Raw genomic sequence first — 26180 nt, 5'->3', positions numbered from 1 at the left:
CTACTGTATAGCACTAAATTAAATAAAAAGCAGGAGAGTTCCCTGCTTTTTATTGCAAAGAAATCTTACTGTTAATGATTAGTTGAGTTACTGCTCCAGCCCTTTTTTGCTAAAGGATAGAAACCAACTCCAATTGCAATTAATGCCACAAAAGAGATATAGATACCCGCACCCAAATAACTATATTCTCCTAATAAGTGTTCAGGACTTAATAGATAAATCGTTAACGTTGGCGTAATAGCGCTAAATAACGCATAAGCTAAATTATAAGAAAACGACAAACCTGAATAGCGGATTGCTGGTGGAAATGTCCTTGTTCCTATGATTGGTGTCATGGCGACAGAGCCGATAAAAAGCCCAAACACCGCCCAAATCAAATAAAGCTTAGTGATTGACATATCAGGCGATAAAGAACTATAAAAATAGAGACCGGAAACAGCAAGTCCACCCCAACAAATCATCCCAGTTTTTGTTGAACCAAGCTTATCATCTAACCAACCAAAAATAATACAACCTAATGTTAAGGTCAAAGCCGCAATACAACCACCGATCCGCCAATCAAGGTTGGCAAAATGATACATTCCACCAACAATACGACCCGGGGTAATTAAAATCCCCACCATAATCGCTGTGGATAATGACCACGTTAACAATGCAACAATCAAACAGGCTGTTTTGTGTTTTTGTAGCACAGTAACAACGGGAATGTTTTTTTCAATCGCTTTACGTGCCGCTAATTCCTTGAAAATAGGTGTTTCAGATAAAAAACGTCGCAAATAAACCGAAATCACCCCAAAAATACCACCAATAATAAACGGAATACGCCATGCGTAATCTAAAATATTTTGTGTCGTAAAACAAAGATCAATAATAATTGTGACAATAAACCCAAGTAAAATACCGCCAGTAATTCCTGATGTTAATGTGCCAACACCAAGTCCATAACGTTGTTTTGGCACATGCTCTGCAATAAATACCCAAGCACCTGGCATTTCGCCACCGATCGCTGCACCTTGCAACATGCGCATAATCAAAAGCAATAGTGGTGCAAAAATACCGATCATTTCGTAAGTGGGTAAAACCCCAATGATGAAAGTCGGTAGCGCCATCATTGCGACACTTAGGGTAAACATCTTTTTACGGCCCATTTTATCGCCAAAATGTGCCATAATAATACCGCCCACAGGACGGACTAAATAACCAGCAGCAAAAATTCCCCACGCAAACAGATCTAACGTCAAAGGGGATAATGTATGAGGTAAAAATAGCGGTTTAACGATGGTATCGATATAAAGCGCATAAATAATAAAATCATAAAACTCTAGCGTACCGCCTAAAGAAGATAACACTAACGTTTTTAGATCTTTACTATTTAATGGTCGTGCATTGGGTTGTAACCGAACATTGATTTCAGACTGATTCATGAACTAACCTTATTCTTATTGTTAAATAGAGATAAAAAATCAAGAAAATTTATCTTTTTTGACCAAATCTTATAAAGAATCCTCATTCTGCCACAAAAAGATGCCTTTTTTCCTATCATAAAAAAATTTAATGAATGAGATTAAACTGTGTATTTAATTTATAATCTTAATATATTTATATTTTATTGGATAAAAGATATCATCATTTACCATACCATGGTGGTTAATCCAAAAGGATGATTTAATGATAAACCAAAAAGTAAAGCGTTGCAGTTGGGTGACAAACGATCCGCTGTATATTGCTTATCATGACAACGAGTGGGGCATAGCCCAATATGATAGCCTTAAGCTATTTGAAAAAATTTGTTTAGAAGGACAACAAGCCGGCTTGTCGTGGATCACGGTATTAAAAAAGCGAGACGAGTATCGACGTTGTTTTTTCAATTTTGATCCTCAAAAAATTATAAAATTATCGTCTGGCGATATCGAAAAATTGCTTGAAAACAAGGGATTAATTCGTAATAGATTAAAGCTTAATAGTATTGTAAAAAATGCACAGGCTTATTTAGCTATGCAAAATAATGGCGAAGATTTTTCACAACTTATTTGGTCTTTTGTTAAGGGTAAACCGATGATCAACCACTATAAAGACAAAAGTGAAGTCCCCGTGAGCACCGAACTATCTGACCAGATGTCAAAGGCATTAAAAAAGAGGGGTTTTAGTTTTGTTGGCTCAACGATTTGTTACGCATTTATGCAATCAATGGGACTAATCAATGACCATTTTGACGATTGTTTTAAAAAAGGATATTGATTTAATGAAAATTTTAAAATTATTCAATTATGCTGTTATCGCCATTTTAGGTTATTTTATTGTTTGTAATATTATTATTTTTATCTATGCTCAACAAAAGCCCATTGATAACGCTGATACATTAGTTGTGTTGGGTTCACAAGTTGTTGGCACGCCAGCAATGGCGCCTTTAACCTTACAAATTCGCTTAGATGTAGCTGCCACTTATTTGCAAAATAATCCCAATACGAAAGCTGTTGTTTGTGGTGGACAAGGCAAAGACGAATCAGCCACTGAAGCTAGTGTGATGTTTAATTACTTGGTAAATCAAGGAATAGACGCTTCGCGAATCTATATTGAAGACAAATCAACCCGAACAGCCCAACAATTTATATATGCCAATGAGGTATTACCATTAGGGAAAACGGTTGTTGTTACTAATGATTTTCATTTATTACGCTCGGTAATGCTAGCTAAACGTTCAGGAGTTACAGATGTATCGGGATTATCGGCGCCATTACGTTTTTCTAATTTTGATAAATATATTGCAATGATAAGAGAGCCTTTAGCATTAGCTAATTCGTGGTTATTTGATCATCCTAAAAATGAGATTTAGACAGGCTCTTTTTTGACTATTTATTTAAACCGCTTGATTTTTAAAATGGCGTATATTTGCATGATTAGATAAATAAGCAAAAGCTGTTTTTGCGTCTTGTCCATGGTATTATGATGTATTGCTGTTTAATTTAGAAATTGATACATATGACTTCAGATACTATTGTCGCACAAGCAACCCCACCCGGTCGTGGTGGTGTCGGTATTTTACGTATTTCAGGACCAAAGGTTCAGGCTGTTGCCCAAGCTGTATTAGGCAAAATACCTAAGCCTCGACATGCTGATTATTTACCTTTTTTAGCCTCAGATGGTTCAACCTTAGATGAGGGAATTGCTTTATTCTTCCCAAATCCTCATTCATTTACTGGCGAAGATGTGCTTGAACTACAAGGACATGGTGGACCTGTTATTTTAGATTTACTCTTAAAACGTGTTCTTGAAGTACCACATGTCCGTATTGCTCGCCCAGGTGAATTTTCAGAACGGGCATTTTTAAATGATAAATTAGATCTTGCTCAAGCCGAAGCGATTGCTGATTTAATTGATGCTAGTTCGGAACAAGCAGCAAAATCAGCTATATCATCCTTACAAGGTGTATTTTCTAAAAAAGTAAATGCACTGGTTGAGTCATTAATCCATTTACGCATTTTTACCGAAGCAGCAATTGATTTCCCCGAAGAAGAGATTGACTTTCTATCAGATGGTAAAATTGAAGCACAGCTAAACGAAGTAATTACTCGCTTAAGCGAAGTGCGGCAAGAAGCGAAACAAGGATCGCTATTACGAGAAGGCATGAAAGTCGTTATAGCAGGACGGCCTAATGCCGGTAAATCCAGCTTGCTAAATGCACTGGCAGGACGTGATGCCGCCATTGTGACCGATATCGCCGGCACAACTCGAGACGTTCTACGTGAACATATTCACATTGATGGTATGCCACTACATATTATCGATACCGCTGGTTTACGCGAAGCGAGTGACGAAGTAGAACGCATTGGCATTGAACGCGCTTGGCAAGAAATAGAGCAAGCTGATCGTGTATTATTTATGGTCGACAGCACAACGACAATAGAAACCAATCCAGAAAAACTATGGCCAGAATTTATTGAACGCTTACCAAAACAGATGCCCGTCACTGTCATCCGCAACAAAGCCGATTTAACTGGCGAAGCACTAGGATACAGTGAAGTAAATGGCTACTCACTGATTCAGCTTTCAGCACGAACAGGAGAGGGAATGACTTTATTGCGTGATCATCTTAAACAAGTCATGGGCTTTTCCAGTAGCACCGAAGGTGGATTTTTAGCACGCCGACGTCATCTACAAGCATTAGAAAAAGCAGCAGAACACTTAAATAATGGTAAGTATCAACTCATTACTTTCCATGCTGGCGAATTGCTAGCTGAAGAGCTAAGACTAGCACAAGAAGCCCTGAGCGAAATTACAGGAGAATTTACCTCTGATGATTTATTAGGTCGTATATTCAGTTCGTTTTGTATCGGTAAATAAAACTTTAATCCTATACTAAATAAAGTCTATTAAGTAAAACATTGTTTCATTGTTGGTACATTCCGACCGACACCTCAGTGAGGTTAGCATGTCAAGCTGGGGTGTTTGGCGAGTTTGTGTCTTGTGGAACAAATTTGAACATCTGAACAAAGCGAAAGTAGCCTCGAAGAGGCGAGTATCAGGATGATACTTGTAATGTTGAGGATTTCGCACAAAATCCCCTAAGTTGGACGTTGTTACTGTTACTATTTATTTTATTAAAAGGTTAAAATATCCGAAACCTAACCACGCCGAAATGATTTCTATCAAAATAATATAATGAAAATTTTTCAATCATTTAAGTGTTTTACAAAAGCTTAATTAATGCTGACAGTGACATTTCTTTAAAAAAACATCCCAAAAAACTAGCCAAGCTTTTTTTTAACGGTTATACTTCAATTAATTAAAAAGTAGCTGATTTAACAATCAAATGAAAGAAAAAAAGACAAATAAAACATAAACTTACTTGACAGGTGAACCATAATGCATTATCATTTTAGACACCAGACACCAGACACCAGCACTGGCAAACCTATGTCTTAAATTTATCGAATAGACACCTTAGATGCGTTTTAACGCTCGCCTCGTTTATATCCTCGAAGTTATCTCTTAAATTACTATCAAAATTATCCCCGAAAATCTTGCTAACGTTGGTCTTGTTATTGCCGTATTCATTGGATTCTCAGGCAAATAGTCGAACAGTCGATAATCATAGCGATGCAATAATACTACCGCCATCAATACCGGTACTCCATTTTGCAAGGCCGAATTTGCTATTTGGTAAAAATGGTTCGGAGATTAGCGGAGTCAACTTCGCCGGTCCAGCTAATATATGGAATCCCGAAGGGGGATTCCTTATTCAATCAACCGATGGTGCATCATACAACCTTAATTTTCCAACCACGGGAGCTGATGGATTATATTTTGATTTAGTTATAGAGGGCATTGATGCACGTCAATTGATATGGGAGCCAGTTACACATGGGGGAATAACTGCCATAGTGACATGGATATGGGCTGAAGATGATTGGCTTCCATCTGGAGGTGAAATTGTGACGCGCGTTACACTAAAAGGTCCAGAGGCAAACGCTCAAATAAACAATTCTCATCCTAATCGAATTGCTGTGCCAAGTTTACCGCAGATATTCGAGTTAGTGGGTAGAGATGTTAGTACTGGCAATGAGCTGGTAAAATATGGATTTGTATTACAGAAGTGGTTCGTGAATCGCGGAGATAGAGAAGATAACTATCCTAATACCGAAGCGTGGTGTAGCGATTTAGGCTATCGAGTGCCACAGGTAAGGGATCTCACCAACGCAGTCTGTTTGGGCACATGGGAAGGTGATTGGTGTAAAGGCTCTGTCGGTGCTACTCCATCATCAAGTGGCAATCATTACCAGCGTCGAATAGGGGCAGGATTTTTCACTGAATGGGGTGGCACGTACCTTTATGCTGGAGCTGGCTTCGTCTATGATTACCAATACTGGACGAGTGACACGGCGGGAAATACTCAGTTTGATGTGGACTCGGATGTCGGCGACGTATACTTCAACAGAACAAGTAATAGTCCGCGCGGAATTTGCGCCACGCCGTAGTTCTTAATCCTTGATCCCTAGTTGGCCTTATGGCACTGATTAAGGATAATTAATCATAGAACAAAGCCCTAGTGTAGCGCCCCCGCGCATTTGGGGCGCTGAGCAGGCAAAGCCTGCGAGTCTTGTGCTTTAATAACTGAAAACCATAGTCTATTTTAGTGTGGCAAGGTTTCAGATGTGGTCACTATAGCTATTTTGAACATCTAAACAGCAAACGACCGAAACCACTTCCGCCAATCCACTCCACCTACCAAAACAAAAACTCAATATCAGGCAAAAAATTGTCAGAAAAAATATTGATTTTATTTTATTGTTTTTTATATAAAAACAGTAAATTTCAATATTTTCAATCTTTCCATAAACTGAATCGAAGTCATACCTAAATAATTTTTACCAAAAATTCCCCAAAAAAACTAGCCAAGCTTTTTTTTAATGGTTATACTTTGATCAATTTGAAAACGGATTATTTAATAAGCGAAAGAACACGGAAAAGATAAATAAAACAACAATTTACTTGACAGGTAAACCGTAATGCATTATCATTTTAAACACCAAACACCAAACACCAAACTTGGCAAACCTATGTCTTAAATTTATCAAATAGACGCATCAGACGAATTTTTACTCTCTCCTCTTTGATATCCCCGAAGTTATCCCTCAAATTATTATCAAAGCTATCCCCAAAAATCCCGTTGGCGTTGATACTCCTATCATTCTTGTCGTTTTCGTTGAATTCACAAGCATTATCGGGTCAAAATAGTCGAGGAGTAAATCGCAGTGATGCCATAATGCTACCACCGTCACAATGGGGAGAAATCAAATTCGCAAAGTCGGAGGGGGTTAATTTTGATCATGACTACGGCGTTGGTGCATATGCAGGTCCTGCTGAACTATGGGATCCTGATAATGGATTTCTAGTTCAATCAACCAATCCAGCATCATACGCGCTTAATTTTCCAACTACTGGGGCTCATCAATTATATTTTGATTTAATCATAGAGGGAGAAGCAAGTCAATTAACATGGGCACCAGTCACGCATGAGGGAATTACAGCTACAGTGAGGCTAATAACAGGATGTGATCGCAAATGCAATGTCGTGTATCGTGTTTTTCTAAAAGGTCCAGAGGCAAAAAATGAATGGTTTAATCCTTATCCCGGTTTAATTGCTAAGCCAAATTTACCGCAGACCTTTGAGTTAGTGGGTAGAGATAGTGGCGGTAATGAGATACTCAAATATGGGTTTGTATTGCAAAAGTGGTTCGTGACTCGGGGGGGGGCATTAAAACGCCTACCCGAGCAACAATCTTGGTGTAGTAGTATAGGTTATCGTTTGCCACAGGTAAGGGATCTGACTAATGCTAAAGCAGGACGTTTTGGTGCTACACCATCATCAAGTGGAAATCATTACCAGAGACGACTTGGCTCTGGATTATTCACGGAGTGGGCCCCCATGAACAGCTACGATCGCGCGGAACTTTACTATAGCTACTGGACGAGTGATGGTATGCCAGTAAAAGATGGTAGTTATAAGCATGGTGATCTCATTGTCGCCTCGTACGATGGCCACGTCGGCATGGACATTGTACGAGGTCTTCACTATGCTATGTGCGTTACACCTTAGTTTTTAGCGTTTATTTCTTAATCCTTATGGCGCAGCAGGGGGGAGCTTATGGTGCAAATAGCGGAAAACATAACAAAGTATGAAGCCCCCACCCAGTTGGGGCGCTGAGCAGGCAAAGCCTGCGAGTCTTGAGTTTTAATGATTGAAACCATAATCTATTTTAGTGTGGTAGGGTTTTGGATGTGGTCACTATAGCTATTTTGAACATTTAAACAGCAAATGACTGAAATCCACTTCAGCCACCAAAACAAAAACTCAATATCAGGCAAAAATTTGTATGAATATATTGATTTTATTTGATTTTTTATTTTATTGTTATTTTGATAAAAAACAAATATTTCAATCCATTAGAGCTTTTCATAAAACTTAATCGAAGTCACACCTAAATAATTTTTACCAAAAATCCCCCAAAAAAAACTAGCCAAGCTTTTTTTTAATGGTTATACTTTGATCAATTTAAAAACGGATTATTTAATAAGCGAAAGAACATAAAAAGGACAAATAAAACAACAATTTACTTGACAGGTGAGCCATAATGCATTATCATTTTAGACACCAGACACCAGACACCAGCACTGGCAAACCTATGTCTTAAATTTATCAAATAATCCTATTCGACGAGTTTTTACACAAAACTTATTTATATCTTCGAAATTATCGCTCAAATCACCTAAAACAGCTTTGCTAGTATTAGCATTGTTATTATTTTTACAGGCATTGAATGGTAAAATAGCTCGAGCGGATAATCGTAGTGATGCGATAATTTTACCTTCAACGGTAGTTGCAGTTATTGATTATGTAAGGCCGACTCTATATTGGGGTAACGGCAGATATGCAGGCCCAGTTGACATATGGAATCCTAGTAAAGGCTTCTTAGTTCAATCAATCAATCCTGAATCATATAACCTAAATTTCCCGACCACGGGTGCGCATAATTTATATTTTGATTTACTCATAACTGGAGATGTAGAACAATTGACATGGGAACCAGTCACGCATGAGGGAATCACCGCGACAGTGACAAATGTTGTAGCTCGTGAATGGTGGGTTCCTGGTGAGGATAAGGGACAAGTTGTAGCACGTGTTAGGCTAACAGGTCCAGAGGCAAGCAATCAATGGGATAATCCGAATCCTAGTCGAATAGCTAAGCCATGGTTACCGCAGACGTTTGAGTTAGTGGGTAGAGATATATATGGCGGTGAGGTAGTAAAATATGGATTTGTATTAAGGCAGTGGTTCGTCAATCGTGGTGGTCAATTGAAAACTTATAGTGACCAGTTAGCATGGTGTAATAGTTTGGGTTATCGAATGCCACGGGTAAGAGATTTAACCAATTCAAACTATAATAATTTAGGTGCAACACCTAGTTCATCAGGTAATCATTACAAGCGTCACATAGGCGCTGGCTTTTTCACGGAGTGGGGCATCATAACCCACTACACTGATGCGGGCTTCGTCCGCAACTTCTTCTGGACGAGCGACGCAACAGATAGCGGCCAGTTCGATGTCTTCTCGGACGACGGCTACTTCACCAGCCTCTTTGCCAGCAACTCCCGCTATGGCGTTTGCACCGCACCTTAGCTTTTAGCGTTTATTTCTTAATCCTTAGGTCGCGGGGGTGGTTATGGTGCTTGAGAGGATAATATAACAAAGAATAAAGCCCCCGCGTAAGTTGGGACGCTGAGCAGGCAAAGCCTGCGAGTCCTGAGTTTTAATGATTGAAACCATAATCTATTTTAGTGTGGTAGGGTTTTGGATGTGGTCACTATAGCTATTTTGAACATTTAAACAGCAAATGACTGAAACCACTTTAGCCAATCCACGCCACCCTCCAAAACAAGAGCTCAATATTAGGCAAAACAGAGCGGCAAAGTCTCAAGTCATCACCAAACGGTATAGAATCCTGAATATTTTTTACAAAAAAATATGGTCTAAAAAGAGAATAGTTATGTAAATGCCCTATAGTAAACACGCAACTCACCTAGAACATTATGTTGTTTATATGTAATTGCGTCGTGTGATTTAATGTTTAATGAAGTCTTTCAGTGCAATAAATGGCTGGACAAATGACCATAAAGCGGTTAGCCAAATTGGTGATGAGGATTTTTTTATGATATAACGCCATATCGCTTGTCTGGGATATGGCGTTATGTCGATGCTTTACAGTTGTTTTTCAAATTACGATAAACAACGCAAGTAATTATGACACTTAATTAGTTAAAAACAACTTGAGCGATGGATTATGCGTTTCGTTATGAAAACCATAACCTAGCTCGGTTAGGTGTTGGTTAAACTGGTTAATGGTTGCTTGGTCGATTTCAAACGCAGCAAGTACACGTCCATAATCGGTGCCATGGCTACGGTAATGGAACATTGAGATATTCCAATTGGTGCCTAATGTTTGTAGGAATTTAAGCAAAGCCCCTTGCGATTCAGGAAATTCAAAACTGTATACTTGCTCTTGTATTGGTTTGCACGGCTTGCCGCCAATCATATAGCGTACATGCAGTTTTGCCATTTCGTCTTCGGTTAGATCGACAACCGAATAACCTGTTGCACTTAATTCTTGTATGATTTCATCTTTCTCATTACTTTGAGACATTTTAATCCCTACAAAAATACAAGCGGATTTATCATCATGATAACGATAATTAAATTCGGTCACCGAGCGCCCACCTAGAAGCTGGCAAAATGTTAAAAAGCTGCCTTTCTTTTCAGGGATAGTGACTGCTAGCAGGACTTCGCGTTTTTCGCCAAGTTCGCAACGTTCTGATACATAGCGTAAGTTGTGGAAATTTAAGTTCGCTCCCGATAATATATGAGCAAGGTTTTCGCCACTGATGTTGTGCTGTTCTACGTATTTTTTTAGCCCTGCTAGTGCTACAGCGCCAGATGGTTCGGCGATTGCGCGGACGTCGTCAAACAGGTCTTTCACTGCGGCGCAAATTTCGTCGCTATCAACGGTAATAATATCATCAATATATTGCTGACAAAGTCTGAATGTTTCATCACCAATTCGTTTAACAGCCACGCCTTCGGCAAAGAGTCCAACACGCTCTAAATCGACAGGATGACCTGCATCTAATGCGGCTTTTAAGCAAGCTGAGTCTTTAGGTTCGACTGCAATGACTTTGATTGATGGCATGATTTGTTTGATTAATACCGCCACACCCGCAGCAAGCCCGCCCCCGCCGACCGGCACAAAAATACGATCGAGTTTGGCATTTTGTTGTAATAATTCCATGGCAATACTGCCTTGCCCAGCAATCACAAGCGGGTGATCAAACGGTGGAATAAAGATGCGTTTTTGTTCTTTTGCCAGTTCCATGGCTTTCGCTTTGGCTTCGTCAAAATTGGCGCCATAAAGGAGTACTTCGCCACCGAAGCTTTTGACTGCTTCAACTTTTATGTCGGCGGTGGTTAATGGCATGACGATTAATGAGTTTATGCCTAATTTTGTGGCCGAAAAAGCCACGCCTTGTGCATGGTTGCCAGCCGATGCGGCAATAACGCCACATTTACGTTCGTCTTCATTTAGACTGGCTATCATTGCTTGGGCACCACGGATTTTGAAACTGTGGACTAATTGCCGATCTTCGCGCTTTACAAAAATTTGGTTTTTTAATCGTGTCGAGATTTTTTCCATCTTTTCTAACGGGGTGACTTCGGCCACGTCGTATACGGCGCTACAGAGTGTTGCTTTTAAGTAATCGGCACCAGTGAGCTTGTTGTTATTTTGTTGTTTCACGTTAACCACCTAGTTTGCTTTTATCACGAACGGCACCTTTATCTGCACTTGTTGCTAAACTGGCGTAAGCCTTTAGTGCATAAGAGACATAGCGATCGCGATTGTGAGGGGTAAAGGCTTTGTCGCCACGGGCAAGTTCGGCTACGCGGCGGCGTTCAAGTTCGTCATCAGGGACTTTTAACGATAATTTGCGATTTGGAATATCAATATCAATAATATCTCCATCGCGCACAAGACCAATAATACCGCCATTTGCGGCTTCGGGTGAGATATGACCAATTGATAAGCCCGAAGATCCGCCCGAAAATCTGCCATCGGTGATCAGAGCGCAGGCTTTGCCAAGCCCCATTGATTTTAGGTAGCTTGTTGGGTAGAGCATTTCTTGCATACCGGGGCCGCCTTTTGGACCTTCGTAAATAATAACAACTACATCGCCAGCCACAACCTTGCCCCCTAAAATGGCCTCAACAGCATCTTCTTGGCTTTCAAATACTTTGGCAGGTCCTTGGAAAATTAAATTTTCAGCAGCAACGCCTGCGGTTTTAACAATTGCGCCATCAAGGGCTACGTTGCCATAGAGTGTGGCAAGCCCGCCGTCTTGACTATAGGCGTGAGCTTTATCGCGAATACAACCATTTACACGGTCGTCGTCAAGTGTCTCCCAATAGCAATCTTGCGAGAACGCCTTGGTAGTGCGAATGCCAGCAGGCCCACTGCGATACATTTTTTTGACCGCTTCGTCGCTGGTTTGGGTAATGTCGTATTGGGCAAAAGTTTCTTGCAACGATAAGCCTAGTACGTTGTGAACGTTACGATTGAGTAGGCCAGCTTTGTCTAATTCAGACATGATTGAGACAACCCCACCTGCGCGGTGTACATCTTCCATATGGTATTGGGCTGTACTTGGTGCCACTTTGCATAAATGTGGCACTTTACGTGATAGTCTGTCGATATCTGACATGGTGAAGTCGATTTCGCCTTCTTGCGCGGTGGCAAGTAAATGCAGTACCGTATTGGTTGACCCCCCCATAGCAATATCAAGTGACATGGCATTTTCGTAAGCGGCTTTAGTGGCAATTGAGCGTGGTAGATACGAAGCATCATCATGTTCATAATAGCGTTTTGTGATCTCAACAATGCGCTTAGCGGCATTTAAAAAGAGCTGTTCACGTTGTTTATGGGTAGCAACTAATGAGCCATTGCCCGGTAGTGAAAGCCCTAATGCTTCGGTTAAGCAATTCATGGAATTGGCGGTAAACATGCCAGAGCAAGATCCGCAAGTCGGGCAAGCGGATTCTTCAATCGCTTTGCTATCTTCGTCACTAACATTTGGGTTGGCACTTTGGATCATGGCATCGACCAGATCTAATTTAATAATTTGATCGGAAAGTTTGGTTTTACCCGCTTCCATTGGCCCACCAGATACAAATATGGTTGGAATATTTAAACGAAGCGAAGCCATTAACATGCCAGGGGTGATTTTGTCGCAGTTTGAGATGCAGATCATAGCATCGGCACAATGCGCATTAACCATATATTCAACAGAATCAGCAATGAGTTCACGCGATGGTAATGAGTACAGCATACCACCATGCCCCATGGCGATGCCGTCATCAACCGCGATAGTGTTAAACTCTTTGGCAATACCACCCGATGCTTCAATTTGTTTGGCAACCAGTTGACCAATGTCTTTTAAATGGACATGTCCCGGTACGAATTGCGTGAATGAGTTGACCACCGCAATGATGGGTTTACCAAAGTCTTCATTTTTTACGCCAGTTGCACGCCATAATGCGCGTGCGCCAGCCATGTTTCGGCCTTCGACTGACGTTGCTGAACGATATTTAGGCATTTCTTGCTCCCAATTTTTTATGCAAGTGACCGTGTTTAACGGTCTGTAGTTCTTTAAAATCAATCATTAAGTTAAAATGTTATCCGCCAAGTGAGTTGGCGGATTTTGATTTTTCGTTTTATTTGATCAGATCTAACCAACCGTATTTATCTTCGGTTTTACCATTAAATAAGCCAAAGAATGCTTGTTGAATTTGTTTAGTGATTGGGCCACAGCGACCAATGCCAACTTGGATGCGATCAACACTACGCACTGGGGTAATTTCAGCTGCGGTACCAGTCATAAACACTTCATCGGCTAAATAAAGTGATTCACGTGATAGTGTTTGTTCACGTACTTCAATACCCATATCACGCGCTAGCGTTAATACAGCATCACGTGTAATGCCCGGTAGTGCAGAAGATGAAAGAACCGGTGTGTATAAGATACCGTCTTTAATGATAAATAGGTTTTCGCCAGCACCTTCAGATAGGTGACCATGCACATCTAACGCAATGCCTTCTTGGAAGCCGTTAGCACGAGCCTCAGATCCAATTAATAATGACGATAAATAGTTGCCGCCCGCTTTAGCTGCTGCTGGAATGGTGTTAGATGCCACGCGATGCCAAGAAGAGACCATGGCATCAATACCTTGATCTAAGGCTTCTTCGCCTAAATAGGCACCCCATGGGAATGCGGCAATCATGACATCGGTTTTATAACCCTCACGCGGGTTTACGCCCATACCGACATCGCCAATAAAGACTAATGGGCGAATATAGGCGCTTTCTAATTTGTTTTTCTTGATTGTTTGGCGTGTGGCTTCCATGATTTCTTCAAGCGAATAAGGTACAGGAAAACGATAAATCTTGGCAGAGTTTAATAATCTTTGGGCATGTTCTTTATGACGAAATATAGCCGGTCCTTTGTGTGTGTTATAACAACGGACGCCTTCAAATACGGAGGTACCATAATGTAAGGCATGCGACATTACATGTACTTTGGCATCCGCCCATGGAACCATTTCGCCATTAAACCAAATATAATCCGATTTTGCTGTAGAACTCATGTTGTTTTCCTCTTTATTTTTTCAATTTGCTAAGTAAGTACTTTGCTTTAGGTATTTTCGCTTTAACGGTCAAGCATTACACTATACTTGTTTGTTTAACTTATTATTTAACAATAAGTTGTTTGTAAAAATTATTATTCAACCGCTATGACATCTTCTAATTTTGCTACTTGATTTTGTAGTGTCGATAGTGGTCTTTCGGTGGTTAATATTAATGTCATAGTCAGTACATTATTTTCAATTGTTTGCATTTGCATTGATTGAATATGTCCGCCTCGATGCCGGATAACTCGTAATATACGTTCAAGTGATCCCAATTTGTCATAAGCCCTTATGGTCAATTGATATTGCGCTTGTTCGTTCATCACTTACTCCTTGCAACTTTTATCTAGCATGTTTTCGTTTGCTGCCCCAGGAGGTACCAGTGGCCATACGTTTTCTAATTCATCTATGCAGACATGTAACAAATAAGCGCCTGTTGAGTTAAATAGATTATCAAGCGCTGTATCAATTTGTGATTTTTTGCTAATGCTTTGCCCCGGTATGTCAAACGCGTTGGCTAACATTAAAAAGTCGGGGTTGTCTGATAGATTTGTTTCGCTGTATCTTTCATTAAAAAATAACTCTTGCCATTGGCGAACCATGCCTAGACGTTGGTTATCTATTAATACGATTTTTATGGGTAGTTTTTTACGTTTAATGGTGGTGAGTTCTTGGACATTCATCATAAAAGATCCATCACCCGATACACAAATCACACAGTCATTAGGCCTTGCCATTTGTGCGCCAACTGCAGCCGGTAAACCAAATCCCATTGTGCCAAGTCCACTTGATGTAATGAAGTTTTGCGGGTGAGTAAAGCGCATATGCTGGGCTGTCCACATTTGGTGTTGTCCAACATCGGTAGTAATAATTGTCGTTGCTGATTTTTTTTCTGAGATAGTTTTTAATAAAGCCGGTGCGTAGATAGCTTCGCCAGGATGATCGTAACGAGTTGGGTGCTCTGCTTTTAATTGATTAACTTTTTTATGCCACTCTTGAATCGAAACCGTTTGATTTAGTTGTGGTAAAACTTGCTTTATATCACCTTGTAATCCTAAATGGGTTTGGCGTAATTTGTTGATTTCAGCCTGATCAATATCTATATGAAGCACTTTAGCATGTCGCGCAAATTCATTAAGATTGCCGGTCACTCTATCATCAAATCGAACACCTAAGGCAATTAATAAATCGCACTCTTGTACGGCTAAATTGGCGGCTTTGGCGCCGTGCATACCAATTAATCCTAAGTAATAAGGATTATTCAAATCGGCAACACCAAGTCCTTTTAAGGTTGATACACTTGGAATGTGTGTTAAGGCCATAAAGTCTCTTAGCTCGGATATAGCACCAGAAAGTCCAACACCACCACCAATGTAAAGTATCGGTTTTTGCGCTTGGGCGATCATTTCTTTGGCTTGTTTTATATCATCAAGCGAGATTGGATATAGTTGATTGTTATCTTGTGCGGTTTTTAATGACGATGGCGTAAAATATTGTTGATAGTCAAGATTTGCAAGCTGTATATCTTTGGGTACATCAATCAATATTGGTCCTGGTCTGCCTGAATTGGCTAAGTTAAATGCCTGTTCTAAAGTATTTGGTAGGTCTTTAGCGTCATCAATTAAATAACTATGTTTGGTGCAGGCTAGTGATAATCCTAATACATCCACTTCTTGAAAGGCGTCAGTACCAATAAGTTTGGTTGGTACTTGACCGGTTATAGCAACAATCGGCACTGAATCAATTAACGCATCGGCAAGCCCTGTAATAATATTTGTTGCACCTGGGCCTGATGTGGCAATACAAACGCCGGTTTTTCCGGTTGCACGAGCATAGCCGATTGCGGCCATTGCAGCACCTTGTTCGTGACGACAAAGTACATGCTCAATTCCACCATCATACAGTGCGTCATATAGAGGCATAATTTGTCCACCGGGATATCCAAAAACGGTGGTAACGCCTTTTTCTTTTAAGGTTTTTACTATCCACTGTGTTCCTAACATTTATTCCTCACTTGTTCTTATTTTATTCAGTTACTGTTTATAAAACATTGCTTATAAGCCGTTTGTAAAAAATATTCATAAAAAAACCCCCGCTTTTTGGAGAGCGGGGGTTTTTGATTTTATGTATGAACACATTTTTAATTCAAAAAACGCCCCCGCGTTGGAATAATGACCACGCTGACAATAATGTTGATGAGGACGATTTTGAGTGAAAATTTCATAATGCGATATAATTAACTTTTTGTCATTTTTAAAAATTATTTTTAACAAAATACTCGTTTTAAAAAAAAGTGCAATAGTTTTTTGTCGTTTTTGTTATGTAAAATAAATCAGCTGTAAAAAAGTTTCAGGAAAGCTGGTGTTTTAGTATAAAAATATTATGGGATAATGATTTATTTTGGTATTTTTTATAATGTAGCTGTAGGAATTGCTCGTGTTATTTATAGTAATTTGAGAAATGGCGGTAATGAATATACAAAAAACAAAACTAACACCGTTTACAGACAAGAGATGTGACGCTTATATCAAAAAGAAAAAATAGCGGTTACCGATTTGGCTAAATGCTTTATGGTCAGTTAGCTGACCCTATATAACGTGCTAAAAAAGCCTGATTGAAGCTGTTTGTCTTTCACCTTGACCAGTAACAACAAACCTTATAAAACCATGCGATGTGGTATTAAATGTAAGGCTAAAGTTAAAATTTTTTTGTAAAAAATATTCAGGATTCTATACCGTTTCGTGATTAATTGAGCATTCGTAGTCTCTATTAGTTAAAACGTGTGATAAGCATTGTATCAATCAAAAACTCTTCAAAATAACCTGACCGCAAACAAATGGCAAAGCCTAAGGGTAATAGATACTTTAATGAAAATGTAGTATTCACTTTTAGGTTATATTTTTGTAAAAAATATTCAGGATTCTATACCGTTTCATGATTAATTGAGCATTCGCAGTCTCTATTGGTTAAAACGTGTGATAAGCATTGTATCAATCAAAAACTCTTCAAAATAACCTGACCGCAAACAAATGGCAAAGCCCAATGCAATAGATACTTTAATGAAGATGTAGTCTTCACTTTTAGATTATATTTTTGTAAAAAATATTCAGGATCCTATACCGTTTCGTGATTAATTGAGCATTCGTAGCATCTATTGGTTAAAACGTGTGATAAACATCGTATCAATCAATAACTCACTCACGAAAACATCTTGACCTAAAATGAATAGGAAAACCGAAAGGAATAGCTACTTTAATAAAGAGGCATAGTGAAGGTAGTGATGAAATAGACATGCTTAAGAACGATTTTTTAATGGTGTTAACTATCGCTACGATATTAATAATAAGTAAACTTAAATATTTTATATAAAATCAATATGTTAATTAAAATAATTTAATTTGTTATCGCTAGCTTAGTTAAATTTAATTTGATACACTAAATCAGGTGCAAGATTATGCAATACTCATGGCTTAGGCATTACTAATTTCACTGACCTCGCCAAGCCTATCATGGAAAGCCACCTTTATTAATTATTAGCCTCAGTTGTTTATTTTTTAATTTTGGGGATGATATTGAACAATACGATTAAGTTTTAAGAAAGAATATTCTAATTTATGTTGTCAGTAAATATAATTTATTGAATTAATTGGGTATTTTAAAGATTAAAATATGCTTAGCAATAGGATTTTGTGATTATTAATTGATTTCATTTAAGTTATATTGAATTTGTTTTCAAATACATGTTTAACTTAGGAGAAAATTATGAACAAACAAATCTATAATCCACTTACCAAATATCATCATGATAAATTTCCAAAACAAAAACAGGAGGCGCCAGCTTTACAGTGCGAAATGAATCCGCTTCCTGATTGTGGTGAAAAAAGCTATCAAGGTCATAATCGTTTAGAAGGGCGCAAAGTGCTTGTGACTGGTGGCGATTCAGGCATCGGCCGAGCAGCAGCGATAGCTTATGCTAAAGAGGGTGCTGATGTAGCAATAAATTACCTGCCAGTTGAACAAAAAGATGCGGAAGAAGTCGCTAAAGTTATTCAAGCTGCTGGGCGTAAAGCCGTATTAATTCCTGGTGATTTAAGTGACGAGGCTTTTTGTAAAAAATTAGTTGATGAAGCACACCATAAATTAGGTGGATTAGATAATTTGACATTGGTTGCCGGTAAGCAAACTGCAGTTGAAGATATTATGGCGCTTACCACCGAGCAAATTAAGAAAACCTTTGAAGTTAATGTGTTTTCGCTTTTTTGGATCACTAAAGCCGCTTTGGGTTATTTAAAACCAGGTTCAACAATTATTACAACTTCCTCTGTTCAGGCTTATCAACCTAGTGGTAATTTATTAGATTATGCTGCAACTAAAACAGCTATTATCGCGTTTACTCGTGGATTAGCTAAGCAATTAGCGCCAAAGGGCATTCGTGTAAATAGTGTCGCTCCAGGTCCAGTTTGGACACCATTACAAATCTGTGGTGGTCAACCAAGTGATGTTATTCCTGAATTCGGTCAACAAACACCATTACAACGAGCAGGTCAACCAGTTGAACTTGCTGGTGTTTATGTGCATTTAGCCTCAGAAGAATCAAGCTATACAACGGGCGAAACGTATGGTGTTACTGGCGGTATGCATATTAACTAATTAATATTTGAGACGGCAAAAGGGCTTAGTAAGTCCTTTTACTATTAATGTTATTAATTTTTTAAATCAACGGACGATGATGAATCAATTCATCATCGTCACAATATAAAATAGAAAACAAAAAGGGCAATAAAATGAAACTTTTTAAAGTGATCACTTTAGCAGTGTTAGCAATTTTTTTAGTTAATTGTGATAATTCAAAATCAACTGTTGATGATACCAAACAAAAAGCCGAGCAAACAAGCTCAGACATTGGCGACAAAGTCCAGCAAATGAGTTCAGAATTGGGCGATAAAGCTAAGCAAATGAGCGCCGATGTTAGTGACAAAGCTAAGGAAATAGGTGCTGAGATTAGCGATAAAGCTAAACAAACAACTGCAGCCATTAGTGATAAAGCGAAAGATTTGTATGAACAAACAAAATCTGAAAAAGAAGATATGCTTAAGAAGGTGCAAGAAGGTAATTATAGTGTTGCTGAAAATTTGATGATCAAGGCGATTAAAGCAAAATTACCAGCGACAATTGATCAGAACACAACTTTAGTTGATGTATCGACAGATAACAAAACTATTAATTATAAATATGTGGTGAATAATAGCACTAAAGATGCATTACAGGCTGAAAGCACTCAAAAAGAGTTACGTAATAAATTGCTAGATTTTTACTGTGGTGATGATTCTAGTATGAAGACCCTAAGATTAGTATTTCCACGAGGAGCTAATCATGATTACTATATCAATGATGATAAAGTTTTTTCAGTGGATGTAAAACCGAATGATTGTGATGATGACTAGATATATTTGGATTAACTTTAACAAATAGTTAGAATTTATTCATAATAAAAGGGCTACTTGAAGCCCTTTTATTTTTGCCATTCTTTTTAAGATTGTTCATTTGCTAATTTTTAACGGATAATTAAAATTTTTTATTATTATTGTGTATTTTTTAGTTTATCTTTTACAACTTTATGAGTATTTTATGAGATAGCGGGTGGTCATGAATTAGCTTGGATAGGAATAAATATGAAAGGTATTAAAGCAACAGTTGTAATGTTTATGGCAATAATATTATTTGGTTTTGATAATTCAGAAGCAAAAGTTATAGATACTAAGCAAACCGATATTCAAGAAAATATAGATATTGTTGAAAGAGGAAAAAAAATTATGGCTCAATCAACACCTGAAAAAATCAAGCAATTTAATAATCAAAAAGATAATGATTATCGTTTTGCTCAAGATTCGGTTGTTGCAGGCATAAAAGAAAAGTTACCCATTTTGGTTGATAAATTTACGATGTTCGATGATATATCAAGAAATAATAATAAACTTATCTATAAATATGTTATGAAAGGTCTGCCTAAAGAAGTGATATTGCTAAAGAAAAATCAGCAATCTGTATTAAACAGGATAGTTACTTTATATTGTGGTAATGACCCAAATGTTAAGGCGTTGAAACTCTTATTCCCAAATGGAGTAAGTTATAATTATTATCTAGCCAATGAAAAAATTATGTCGTTTGATTTGAAACCGAGTGATTGTGATTCTAAATAACTATTACTCAATTTAAAAAATAGTAGAAATCATCGGTACTAAATGAGGCTTATTAAAGCCTCTTTTTATTTGTTATTTATTTTTTATTCTAAATTGCAAAGTTTTTATGTACTTTTCTCACTGATATTTTACGATTTTATCGTCCGCCTTTAAATAAGCGGTAAACATGTAATTTATAAAATTCACTTAAAGGAATAATGATGAAAAGTTTAAAAACAGTGCCAGCAATTTTGATAAGCTTGGTTCTTTGTAGCTGTGATAATTCAAAATCTAATGCTAATCAAACAAGTAGTGATTCTTCAAAAAACACTGAACTTAGTCGTTTGCAAGAAACTATTATTAATGAAGCCAAAAAAATGCTTCCGGTTAAAGTTGATGAAAAAACCAATTTGATTGATATCACTAAAGAGAATGATTTAATTAATTATAAATATGTAATTGATAGTTCAAAAGATGAGATATCAATCCCTGAAACTCAAAAAATGACGACAGAAAGTCTAAAAACAGCTTATTGTAATAATAGCGCACAAGTTAAACAACTTAGGGATGCATTTCCAAATGGTGTTAGTCATAATTATTATATCAATGATGAAAAATTGTTTAGTGTTCAATTGACGCCAGCTTCTTGTACTGCTAACTAAAGATAGTTTTATTTAGTTTTTTGATGTAATTTATATGAGATAAAAAACAGGGCAATTGCCCTGTTTTTTTGCGTAATTTTATTCGAGCTCTTTGCCTTTTGTTTCAGGTATTAAAAAGACAAATGCCGCAGCCGATAATAAATAAGCGGCTGATAGTAAAGCTAATGCGTAGCTAATTGAGTAAACGGTGGCTAAATAAGCAATTAGTACTTGTGATACACCGGCAATGCCTCGACCGACATTAAAAATAATATTTTCAGCACTTGAACGGGCATCTGTTGGGTAATGTTCAGCAAGTAGCGCGCCATATCCGCCCATCATGCCATTGACAAAAAAGCCAATTACTGAGCCAAAGATAATTAATATAAACATATCGGTTTGATGAAAATAGAACCAAATTGAAACGGCCGAGATGAATAAAAAGAAGATATAAGAAGGGCGACGACCAAACTTATCACATAACCAACCAAAAATTAGAATTCCTAATGACATACCTATAGTGGTTGAAATAGTCCAAAACATGGTATTTTTAAATGGTAATTTGAGCTCAGTTGCAATCATATTTGGCATCCAAACCATGAGTCCGTAAAAACCGAAGTTTTGTACTGCACAAGCGATGGTTAATCCTATTGTGGTTGCTATGGTTCTTGGGTTTTTAAATAATTTGCCAACGGCTATTTTGTTTTTATTTTGGTCTTTTAGATTTTGCCAGATTTCTGGTTCTTTTAGACCTTTACGTGTCCATGCAACAAATAGCGCAGGTAGCACGCCCATCGCAAAAGCCCAGCGCCAACCATAAATTTCGCCAATAAAATTGACGGTTAATGCAGCTAAAATAATGCCGACTTGAAAACCTAATGCAACAATAGATGTTGCTCTTGAGCGTTTATTTTTAGGCCAGCTTTCAGAAACTAAAGTCATGCCAATCCCAAATTCACCACCAAGTCCAAGTCCACTTAAAAAGCGAAATATTAAAAAGCATTCGTAATTAGGTGAAATTGCACATAATCCAGTAAAAAGAGAAAATATTAAAATAGTCCATGAAAAGACTCTTACTCGACCATATTTATCGGCAAGTATACCAAATAAAATGCCACCTAATACGGCGCCAAGTAAGGTTACTGAGGTTAAAGTGCCTAAATCTGTTTTTGTTAAGTTGAAGCTGACTGAAATTAGACTAAAACAAACACCTAAAATCATCATATCCATGCCATCTAGTGCGTAACCAACGGTGGATGCAAATAGAGTTCTTTTTTGATATGGGGTTGTGCATTTGCTTTCACTTTCTGCTTGCAGGGCTGCGTTTGCTTCGGTTTTCATGTATACCTCTAGTTTTTAAAATTAGATAGTTACTTAAAATTTCCATTTTATGATGTTTAATTTGCGATTAAACGGCGGGTAAATTAAAGCGGGGCAAGTATATCCTTAAAAGTTAAAAAAAGCCAAGCTTAAAGCTCTAAATAGTCGTTTTATCTGCCGATTTTATTATCGGCAGATATGTTATGTTACTCTTCGGCAAAGTACCAATAGCCTTTGTTCACAAAATCGTGCATGACTTGCAGTGTGTTTTTATCTTGTAACTGCTCGTAATAGAGTGTTTCAGTTTTACAAAGAAGATCAATGACGGGCATAGGTAGATTAATTTGTTCGCCATGGATGTAGCCACAATCGCCCACCTTAAGGATTCGAATACTCTGTACTCGGTGTAGTTTTTCTCCAGTTTTTAGCAGTGATTCAAATTCGTTATAATCGTATGGTGGTTCAACTGGCACAATATTTAAATCGTGCATTGGTAGTGTAATGTGTTTACCGAACCAATCGTTAAATAACTCAGGTTTTTTGATTAAATCGATGATTTGATCTTGTAGTTTTGTTAGTTCATAAGGCTGAACTTGGTATGGATCTTTAGGTCGTTTTAAATTTGGATCTTGATAATAAATACCATTTGGCAGATTATCAATGACATAATCTGCAAAGCTACTTAATAACTCTTGTGAGGTTCGTGTCATAAAACCAACAGAATAACTGAGTGATTCACCAATGGATGTGCCATTATGTGGGCAACCTAGTGGAATGTATAAGATGTCGCCAGCAGTGATTTCTTCGTCAATGATGGGTTGATATTCTTCAACATGCAATAATGCTTTGTGTGCATTAAATTGTTTATAATGTTGGTTACGATCGCCAACTTGCCAACGTCTGCTGCCCATGCCTTGAATGATAAACACATCATAATTATCGATATGCGGCCCAACGCCAGCACCTTGTGTTGCGTAAGAAATCATTAGATCATCAAATTGCCATTGTGGCATGCATTTAAAAGGCTCAAGTAGTGTGGCAGCTTGTTCGTGCCAGTGATCAACAGCTTGTACTAGCAAACTCCAATGATCTTCGCCTAAGTTATCATATTGAGCAAATGGCCCAAATCTAGCATCCCAAACACCATCTTTATTAGAAACAATCCGGCTATCGATTTCTTCTTCCATCGCTAAACCCGCTAGTTCGTCTGGTGTAATGGGATCAATAAAATCTGCAAATGCTTTGCGTAGGATTACCGGTTTTTTTTGCCAATAGTTTGTTAAAAAATCATCCCAATCAATAGCTAACTTATAATTCATTTAATTTTCCTTGAAGATTGAATAATTGACAAAAGTTAGATGTAGTCTTTTGTGCTATCTCTTCTAAACAGACACCTTTTAAAGCGGATAAATATTGTGCCACTTCGCGAACATAAGCGGGTTGGTTTTCTTTGCCTCGGTATGGAACGGGAGCAAGGTAAGGTGAGTCGGTTTCGACCAAGATACGATCAAGCGGTACATATTTGGCAACTTCTCGTAGAGCTTTGGCATTTTTAAAGGTGATTATTCCTGAAAATGAGATATAAAAACCGATATCTAATAGTTGTTTTGCTGTTTCGATATCTTCTGTAAAACAGTGCAACACGCCTGAATGAACATGCTCATCTTTTAAGATTTTTAAGGTATCTTCTTTGGCATTACGTGTATGGACAATGACGGGTTTACTTAATTTTCGACCTAATCGAATATGTTCTTTAAAATTCTCTTGTTGTTGCTCCAAATTATCTTGTTGATAATAATAGTCAAGACCAGTTTCACCTAGTGCTATGACGTTATCTTCTTGGGCTAAGTTTTGAAAGCGCTCGGCATCGTATATTTCGTCATCAAGGTTAAGTGGGTGAATTCCACACGAAAAAGAGCATTGTTTTTGATAAGGTGTAAGCTTATGTTTCATGGTTTCATAGCCCGACAGCGTTGTTGCCACGCTTAGGCAATGTTTAACGTCGTTTTTGGAAGCTTCTTGTAAAACATCTTTGATAGATTTAGCACTAAGGTCTAAACTATCTAAATGGCAGTGAGAGTCAATTAAAAACATAAAAATCTCTTTTTTATTTATCTGAATGTTGTTCAAAATCACGAACAGGTTTTATTGTAGACCACGAACGGCAAGCAGGGCATAACCAGTAGATTGAGTTAACCGTGAATCCACATTTTTGGCATCGATAATTGGGCACAGTTTTTATTTGTTCGCCAACCATGTTTCTTAAAAGTAAAAGGCTTTCTTTGGCTTTACCTTGTTCTGCATCAGCAACATGATAGTTCATTAATCGATAAAATCCCTTTAAGTTAGGATGTTTAAGTAATTCACGATACATAAAGTATTGTGCAGCATCTAAGCCTTTTTGTTTTTCAATAAGATCAGCAAGCATCAATTCGGCCACATTACCGGTATCTTGATCGACACATAATTGTAAAAATTGCTGAAATTCATGTTGGTTATTTAGTATTAAATAGCACTCTTTTAATAAAGGTAGTGCTTCGCCAATAAAGGCTTTATCTTGTTGCAATATTTGTTGAAAAGATTGGATGGCTTGTTCTGTTTTATCTTGCACCATAAGAACTCGACCCAACATGAGCGAAGTGCGAGCACATTTAGCATCTGCCATTGCTGATTTTTGTAATAGGCTATTTGCCTTATCAAGGTCATCATTAGCAATAGCTTGTGACGCTAATTCACAATAAAATTGTGCGATATCGGTTTTGTATTTTTCATTGCCAAGTTTGACCAATTTAGTTGCCATATTGATGGCATTTATCCATTCACTGGTTGATTGGTATATGATGATAAGTTGCTGTAGTGCGTATTGTTGAAAGTCTTCTTCATCAATGAGTTGCAAAAACATCTCTTCGGCACGATCGTAAAGGCCTGCAACCATATAATCCCGCCCTAGTTGTTGAATAGCTAATAATCGTTGTTCAAATGTTAAAGACGAGCTTTCTAACAATGCTTGGTGGATGTGTATCGCTCTGTCAAGTTCACCCCGAGAGCGAAATAGATTGCCTAATGTTAAATGTGCTTCAAGTGTACCATCGTCTTCTTTTAACAAGTCTAAGAAAAGATCGACAGCTTTATCTTTTTGGTTAGACAATAGAAAATTTAAACCATCTACATATTCACGCGATAGCCGATTAGATTGATTTAGATATTTTTGTTTTGCATTTCTGTCTCCCATATACCAACCGTATCCGGCGGCGATAGGAAGTAACAGAAATAACAGTTCAAACATAGTAACCTATTCTTAATTGCTTTTAGTTAAGTGTATTTGTTGATGATTAGCCATATCTTCATCATATTTTTTTTGTAATTTGCTCAGTTTACGTTTTGTTGATGAGTGTTGAAATTTAGCTTTTAAAAAGAAGATGCCTGTTAGTATCCAACCGACAATAAAACCCGAACCAAATAAAATGGCTAATAACACCGATAAGCGGAGGTCAGTTTTAGCCACTAAATAATTAAAAGTTACGATTTGATCATTAGCTGAACCTATTGCTATTGAGATAGCAAAGATGATAATTATCAATAAAATTGATATAACAAATTTCATAATGTTGACCTTTCTTTTTATTTTTAATTAAACGTTTTGGTTATTATACTAGACTGTTTATACAAATTGCTTTGATTAGTTAAACAGTTATCAATGACATTCAAAAATAAAATCCGCCTGTAATAAATGGCAGTTTTTTAAAAATAATA

At 37.7% G+C, this 26180-nt stretch carries 21 protein-coding genes; 10 read left to right on the top strand and 11 right to left on the bottom strand.

Features of this window, described 5'->3' with window-relative positions:
* Positions 1–71 precede the first annotated feature (71 nt).
* Positions 72–1424: an MFS transporter gene (locus tag ACYIAL_RS00775; RefSeq protein ID WP_483750695.1), complete on the bottom strand. Its 1353-nt coding sequence runs from the start codon at positions 1422–1424 to the stop codon at positions 72–74.
* A gap of 244 nt (positions 1425–1668) precedes the next feature.
* Between ACYIAL_RS00775 and ACYIAL_RS00770 the strand changes: the two genes are divergently transcribed.
* From ACYIAL_RS00770 to ACYIAL_RS00745, 6 genes are all read left to right on the top strand, one after another.
* Positions 1669–2238 (top strand): DNA-3-methyladenine glycosylase I, encoded by a 570-nt coding sequence (locus ACYIAL_RS00770; protein WP_483750694.1) that lies wholly within the window; start codon positions 1669–1671, stop codon positions 2236–2238.
* A 4-nt stretch (positions 2239–2242) separates the two neighbouring features.
* Positions 2243–2833: a YdcF family protein gene (locus ACYIAL_RS00765; RefSeq protein ID WP_160430554.1), complete on the top strand. Its 591-nt coding sequence runs from the start codon at positions 2243–2245 to the stop codon at positions 2831–2833.
* Between the two features lie 146 nt (positions 2834–2979).
* The gene (gene mnmE / locus ACYIAL_RS00760) at positions 2980–4341 is read left to right on the top strand and encodes a tRNA uridine-5-carboxymethylaminomethyl(34) synthesis GTPase MnmE (protein WP_483750693.1); all 1362 of its coding nucleotides are present in this window, start codon (positions 2980–2982) and stop codon (positions 4339–4341) included.
* A gap of 713 nt (positions 4342–5054) precedes the next feature.
* Positions 5055–5975 (top strand): hypothetical protein, encoded by a 921-nt coding sequence (locus ACYIAL_RS00755; RefSeq protein ID WP_483750692.1) that lies wholly within the window; start codon positions 5055–5057, stop codon positions 5973–5975.
* A 728-nt stretch (positions 5976–6703) separates the two neighbouring features.
* Positions 6704–7597 (top strand): hypothetical protein, encoded by an 894-nt coding sequence (locus ACYIAL_RS00750; protein WP_483750691.1) that lies wholly within the window; start codon positions 6704–6706, stop codon positions 7595–7597.
* Positions 7598–8278: 681 nt separating this feature from the next.
* Positions 8279–9178 (top strand): hypothetical protein, encoded by a 900-nt coding sequence (locus ACYIAL_RS00745; protein ID WP_483750690.1) that lies wholly within the window; start codon positions 8279–8281, stop codon positions 9176–9178.
* A 628-nt stretch (positions 9179–9806) separates the two neighbouring features.
* Here the strand turns inward: ACYIAL_RS00745 and ilvA are convergent.
* The 5 genes from ilvA to ilvG form a co-directional block, all read right to left on the bottom strand.
* Entirely contained in the window at positions 9807–11345 is a 1539-nt protein-coding gene (gene ilvA / locus ACYIAL_RS00740; protein WP_483750689.1) for a threonine ammonia-lyase, biosynthetic, read from the bottom strand.
* 1 nt (position 11346) lies between these two features.
* On the bottom strand, positions 11347–13197 hold the full coding sequence (gene ilvD, locus ACYIAL_RS00735; protein ID WP_483750688.1) for a dihydroxy-acid dehydratase: 1851 nt from the start codon (positions 13195–13197) through the stop codon (positions 11347–11349).
* Between the two features lie 118 nt (positions 13198–13315).
* Positions 13316–14245: a branched-chain amino acid transaminase gene (locus ACYIAL_RS00730; RefSeq protein ID WP_483750687.1), complete on the bottom strand. Its 930-nt coding sequence runs from the start codon at positions 14243–14245 to the stop codon at positions 13316–13318.
* Positions 14246–14379: 134 nt separating this feature from the next.
* On the bottom strand, positions 14380–14610 hold the full coding sequence (gene ilvM, locus ACYIAL_RS00725) for an acetolactate synthase 2 small subunit (RefSeq protein WP_483750686.1): 231 nt from the start codon (positions 14608–14610) through the stop codon (positions 14380–14382).
* 3 nt (positions 14611–14613) lie between these two features.
* Positions 14614–16290 carry an acetolactate synthase 2 catalytic subunit gene (ilvG, locus tag ACYIAL_RS00720; protein ID WP_160431105.1) on the bottom strand — a complete coding sequence of 559 codons (1677 nt, stop codon included), beginning with the start codon at positions 16288–16290 and terminating at the stop codon, positions 14614–14616.
* A gap of 1756 nt (positions 16291–18046) precedes the next feature.
* On the opposite strand from ilvG, the gene ACYIAL_RS00715 reads away from it, so the two are divergent.
* The 4 genes from ACYIAL_RS00715 (at position 18047) to ACYIAL_RS00700 (ending at position 21128) form a co-directional block, all read left to right on the top strand.
* The gene (locus ACYIAL_RS00715; RefSeq protein WP_446718869.1) at positions 18047–18937 is read left to right on the top strand and encodes an SDR family oxidoreductase; all 891 of its coding nucleotides are present in this window, start codon (positions 18047–18049) and stop codon (positions 18935–18937) included.
* 134 nt (positions 18938–19071) lie between these two features.
* Entirely contained in the window at positions 19072–19731 is a 660-nt protein-coding gene (locus tag ACYIAL_RS00710; RefSeq protein WP_483750685.1) for a hypothetical protein, read from the top strand.
* A 228-nt stretch (positions 19732–19959) separates the two neighbouring features.
* Positions 19960–20487, top strand: coding sequence for a protein K (locus ACYIAL_RS00705; RefSeq protein ID WP_483750684.1), 528 nt, complete (start codon positions 19960–19962; stop codon positions 20485–20487).
* 200 nt (positions 20488–20687) lie between these two features.
* Positions 20688–21128 carry a hypothetical protein gene (locus ACYIAL_RS00700; RefSeq protein ID WP_065639248.1) on the top strand — a complete coding sequence of 147 codons (441 nt, stop codon included), beginning with the start codon at positions 20688–20690 and terminating at the stop codon, positions 21126–21128.
* Between the two features lie 78 nt (positions 21129–21206).
* On the opposite strand, the gene ACYIAL_RS00695 is transcribed toward ACYIAL_RS00700, so the two are convergent.
* The 5 genes from ACYIAL_RS00695 to ACYIAL_RS00675 form a co-directional block, all read right to left on the bottom strand.
* Positions 21207–22448 carry an MFS transporter gene (locus ACYIAL_RS00695; RefSeq protein ID WP_174795943.1) on the bottom strand — a complete coding sequence of 414 codons (1242 nt, stop codon included), beginning with the start codon at positions 22446–22448 and terminating at the stop codon, positions 21207–21209.
* A gap of 185 nt (positions 22449–22633) precedes the next feature.
* Positions 22634–23746, bottom strand: a complete 1113-nt coding sequence (locus ACYIAL_RS00690; protein ID WP_483747121.1) for a ribosomal protein uL16 3-hydroxylase — start codon at positions 23744–23746, stop codon at positions 22634–22636.
* Positions 23736–24521, bottom strand: a complete 786-nt coding sequence (locus tag ACYIAL_RS00685) for a YchF/TatD family DNA exonuclease (protein ID WP_483750683.1) — start codon at positions 24519–24521, stop codon at positions 23736–23738. Before ACYIAL_RS00685 ends, ACYIAL_RS00690 begins: the two co-directional genes overlap by 11 nt.
* 13 nt (positions 24522–24534) lie before the next feature.
* Entirely contained in the window at positions 24535–25713 is a 1179-nt protein-coding gene (lapB, locus tag ACYIAL_RS00680; protein ID WP_483750682.1) for a lipopolysaccharide assembly protein LapB, read from the bottom strand.
* A gap of 12 nt (positions 25714–25725) precedes the next feature.
* The gene (locus ACYIAL_RS00675; protein WP_194240574.1) at positions 25726–26031 is read right to left on the bottom strand and encodes a LapA family protein; all 306 of its coding nucleotides are present in this window, start codon (positions 26029–26031) and stop codon (positions 25726–25728) included.
* Between the last annotated feature and the right edge of the window lie 149 nt (positions 26032–26180).

This window comes from Gilliamella sp. X-57 (assembly GCF_057063565.1).
This window is presented reverse-complemented; position numbering and strand designations above follow the sequence as displayed.

Coding starts and splice junctions, on each gene's coding strand:
- ilvM (WP_483750686.1), bottom strand. CDS start 14,610: ATGAACGAACAAGCGCAATATCAATTGACCATAAGGGCTTATGACAAA.
- ilvD (WP_483750688.1), bottom strand. CDS start 13,197: ATGCCTAAATATCGTTCAGCAACGTCAGTCGAAGGCCGAAACATGGCT.
- mnmE (WP_483750693.1), top strand. CDS start 2,980: ATGACTTCAGATACTATTGTCGCACAAGCAACCCCACCCGGTCGTGGT.
- ilvG (WP_160431105.1), bottom strand. CDS start 16,290: ATGTTAGGAACACAGTGGATAGTAAAAACCTTAAAAGAAAAAGGCGTT.
- ACYIAL_RS00770 (WP_483750694.1), top strand. CDS start 1,669: ATGATAAACCAAAAAGTAAAGCGTTGCAGTTGGGTGACAAACGATCCG.
- ACYIAL_RS00690 (WP_483747121.1), bottom strand. CDS start 23,746: ATGAATTATAAGTTAGCTATTGATTGGGATGATTTTTTAACAAACTAT.
- ACYIAL_RS00765 (WP_160430554.1), top strand. CDS start 2,243: ATGAAAATTTTAAAATTATTCAATTATGCTGTTATCGCCATTTTAGGT.
- ACYIAL_RS00730 (WP_483750687.1), bottom strand. CDS start 14,245: ATGAGTTCTACAGCAAAATCGGATTATATTTGGTTTAATGGCGAAATG.
- ACYIAL_RS00710 (WP_483750685.1), top strand. CDS start 19,072: ATGAAACTTTTTAAAGTGATCACTTTAGCAGTGTTAGCAATTTTTTTA.
- ACYIAL_RS00775 (WP_483750695.1), bottom strand. CDS start 1,424: ATGAATCAGTCTGAAATCAATGTTCGGTTACAACCCAATGCACGACCA.
- ACYIAL_RS00705 (WP_483750684.1), top strand. CDS start 19,960: ATGAAAGGTATTAAAGCAACAGTTGTAATGTTTATGGCAATAATATTA.
- ACYIAL_RS00675 (WP_194240574.1), bottom strand. CDS start 26,031: ATGAAATTTGTTATATCAATTTTATTGATAATTATCATCTTTGCTATC.
- lapB (WP_483750682.1), bottom strand. CDS start 25,713: ATGTTTGAACTGTTATTTCTGTTACTTCCTATCGCCGCCGGATACGGT.
- ACYIAL_RS00695 (WP_174795943.1), bottom strand. CDS start 22,448: ATGAAAACCGAAGCAAACGCAGCCCTGCAAGCAGAAAGTGAAAGCAAA.
- ACYIAL_RS00685 (WP_483750683.1), bottom strand. CDS start 24,521: ATGTTTTTAATTGACTCTCACTGCCATTTAGATAGTTTAGACCTTAGT.
- ACYIAL_RS00700 (WP_065639248.1), top strand. CDS start 20,688: ATGAAAAGTTTAAAAACAGTGCCAGCAATTTTGATAAGCTTGGTTCTT.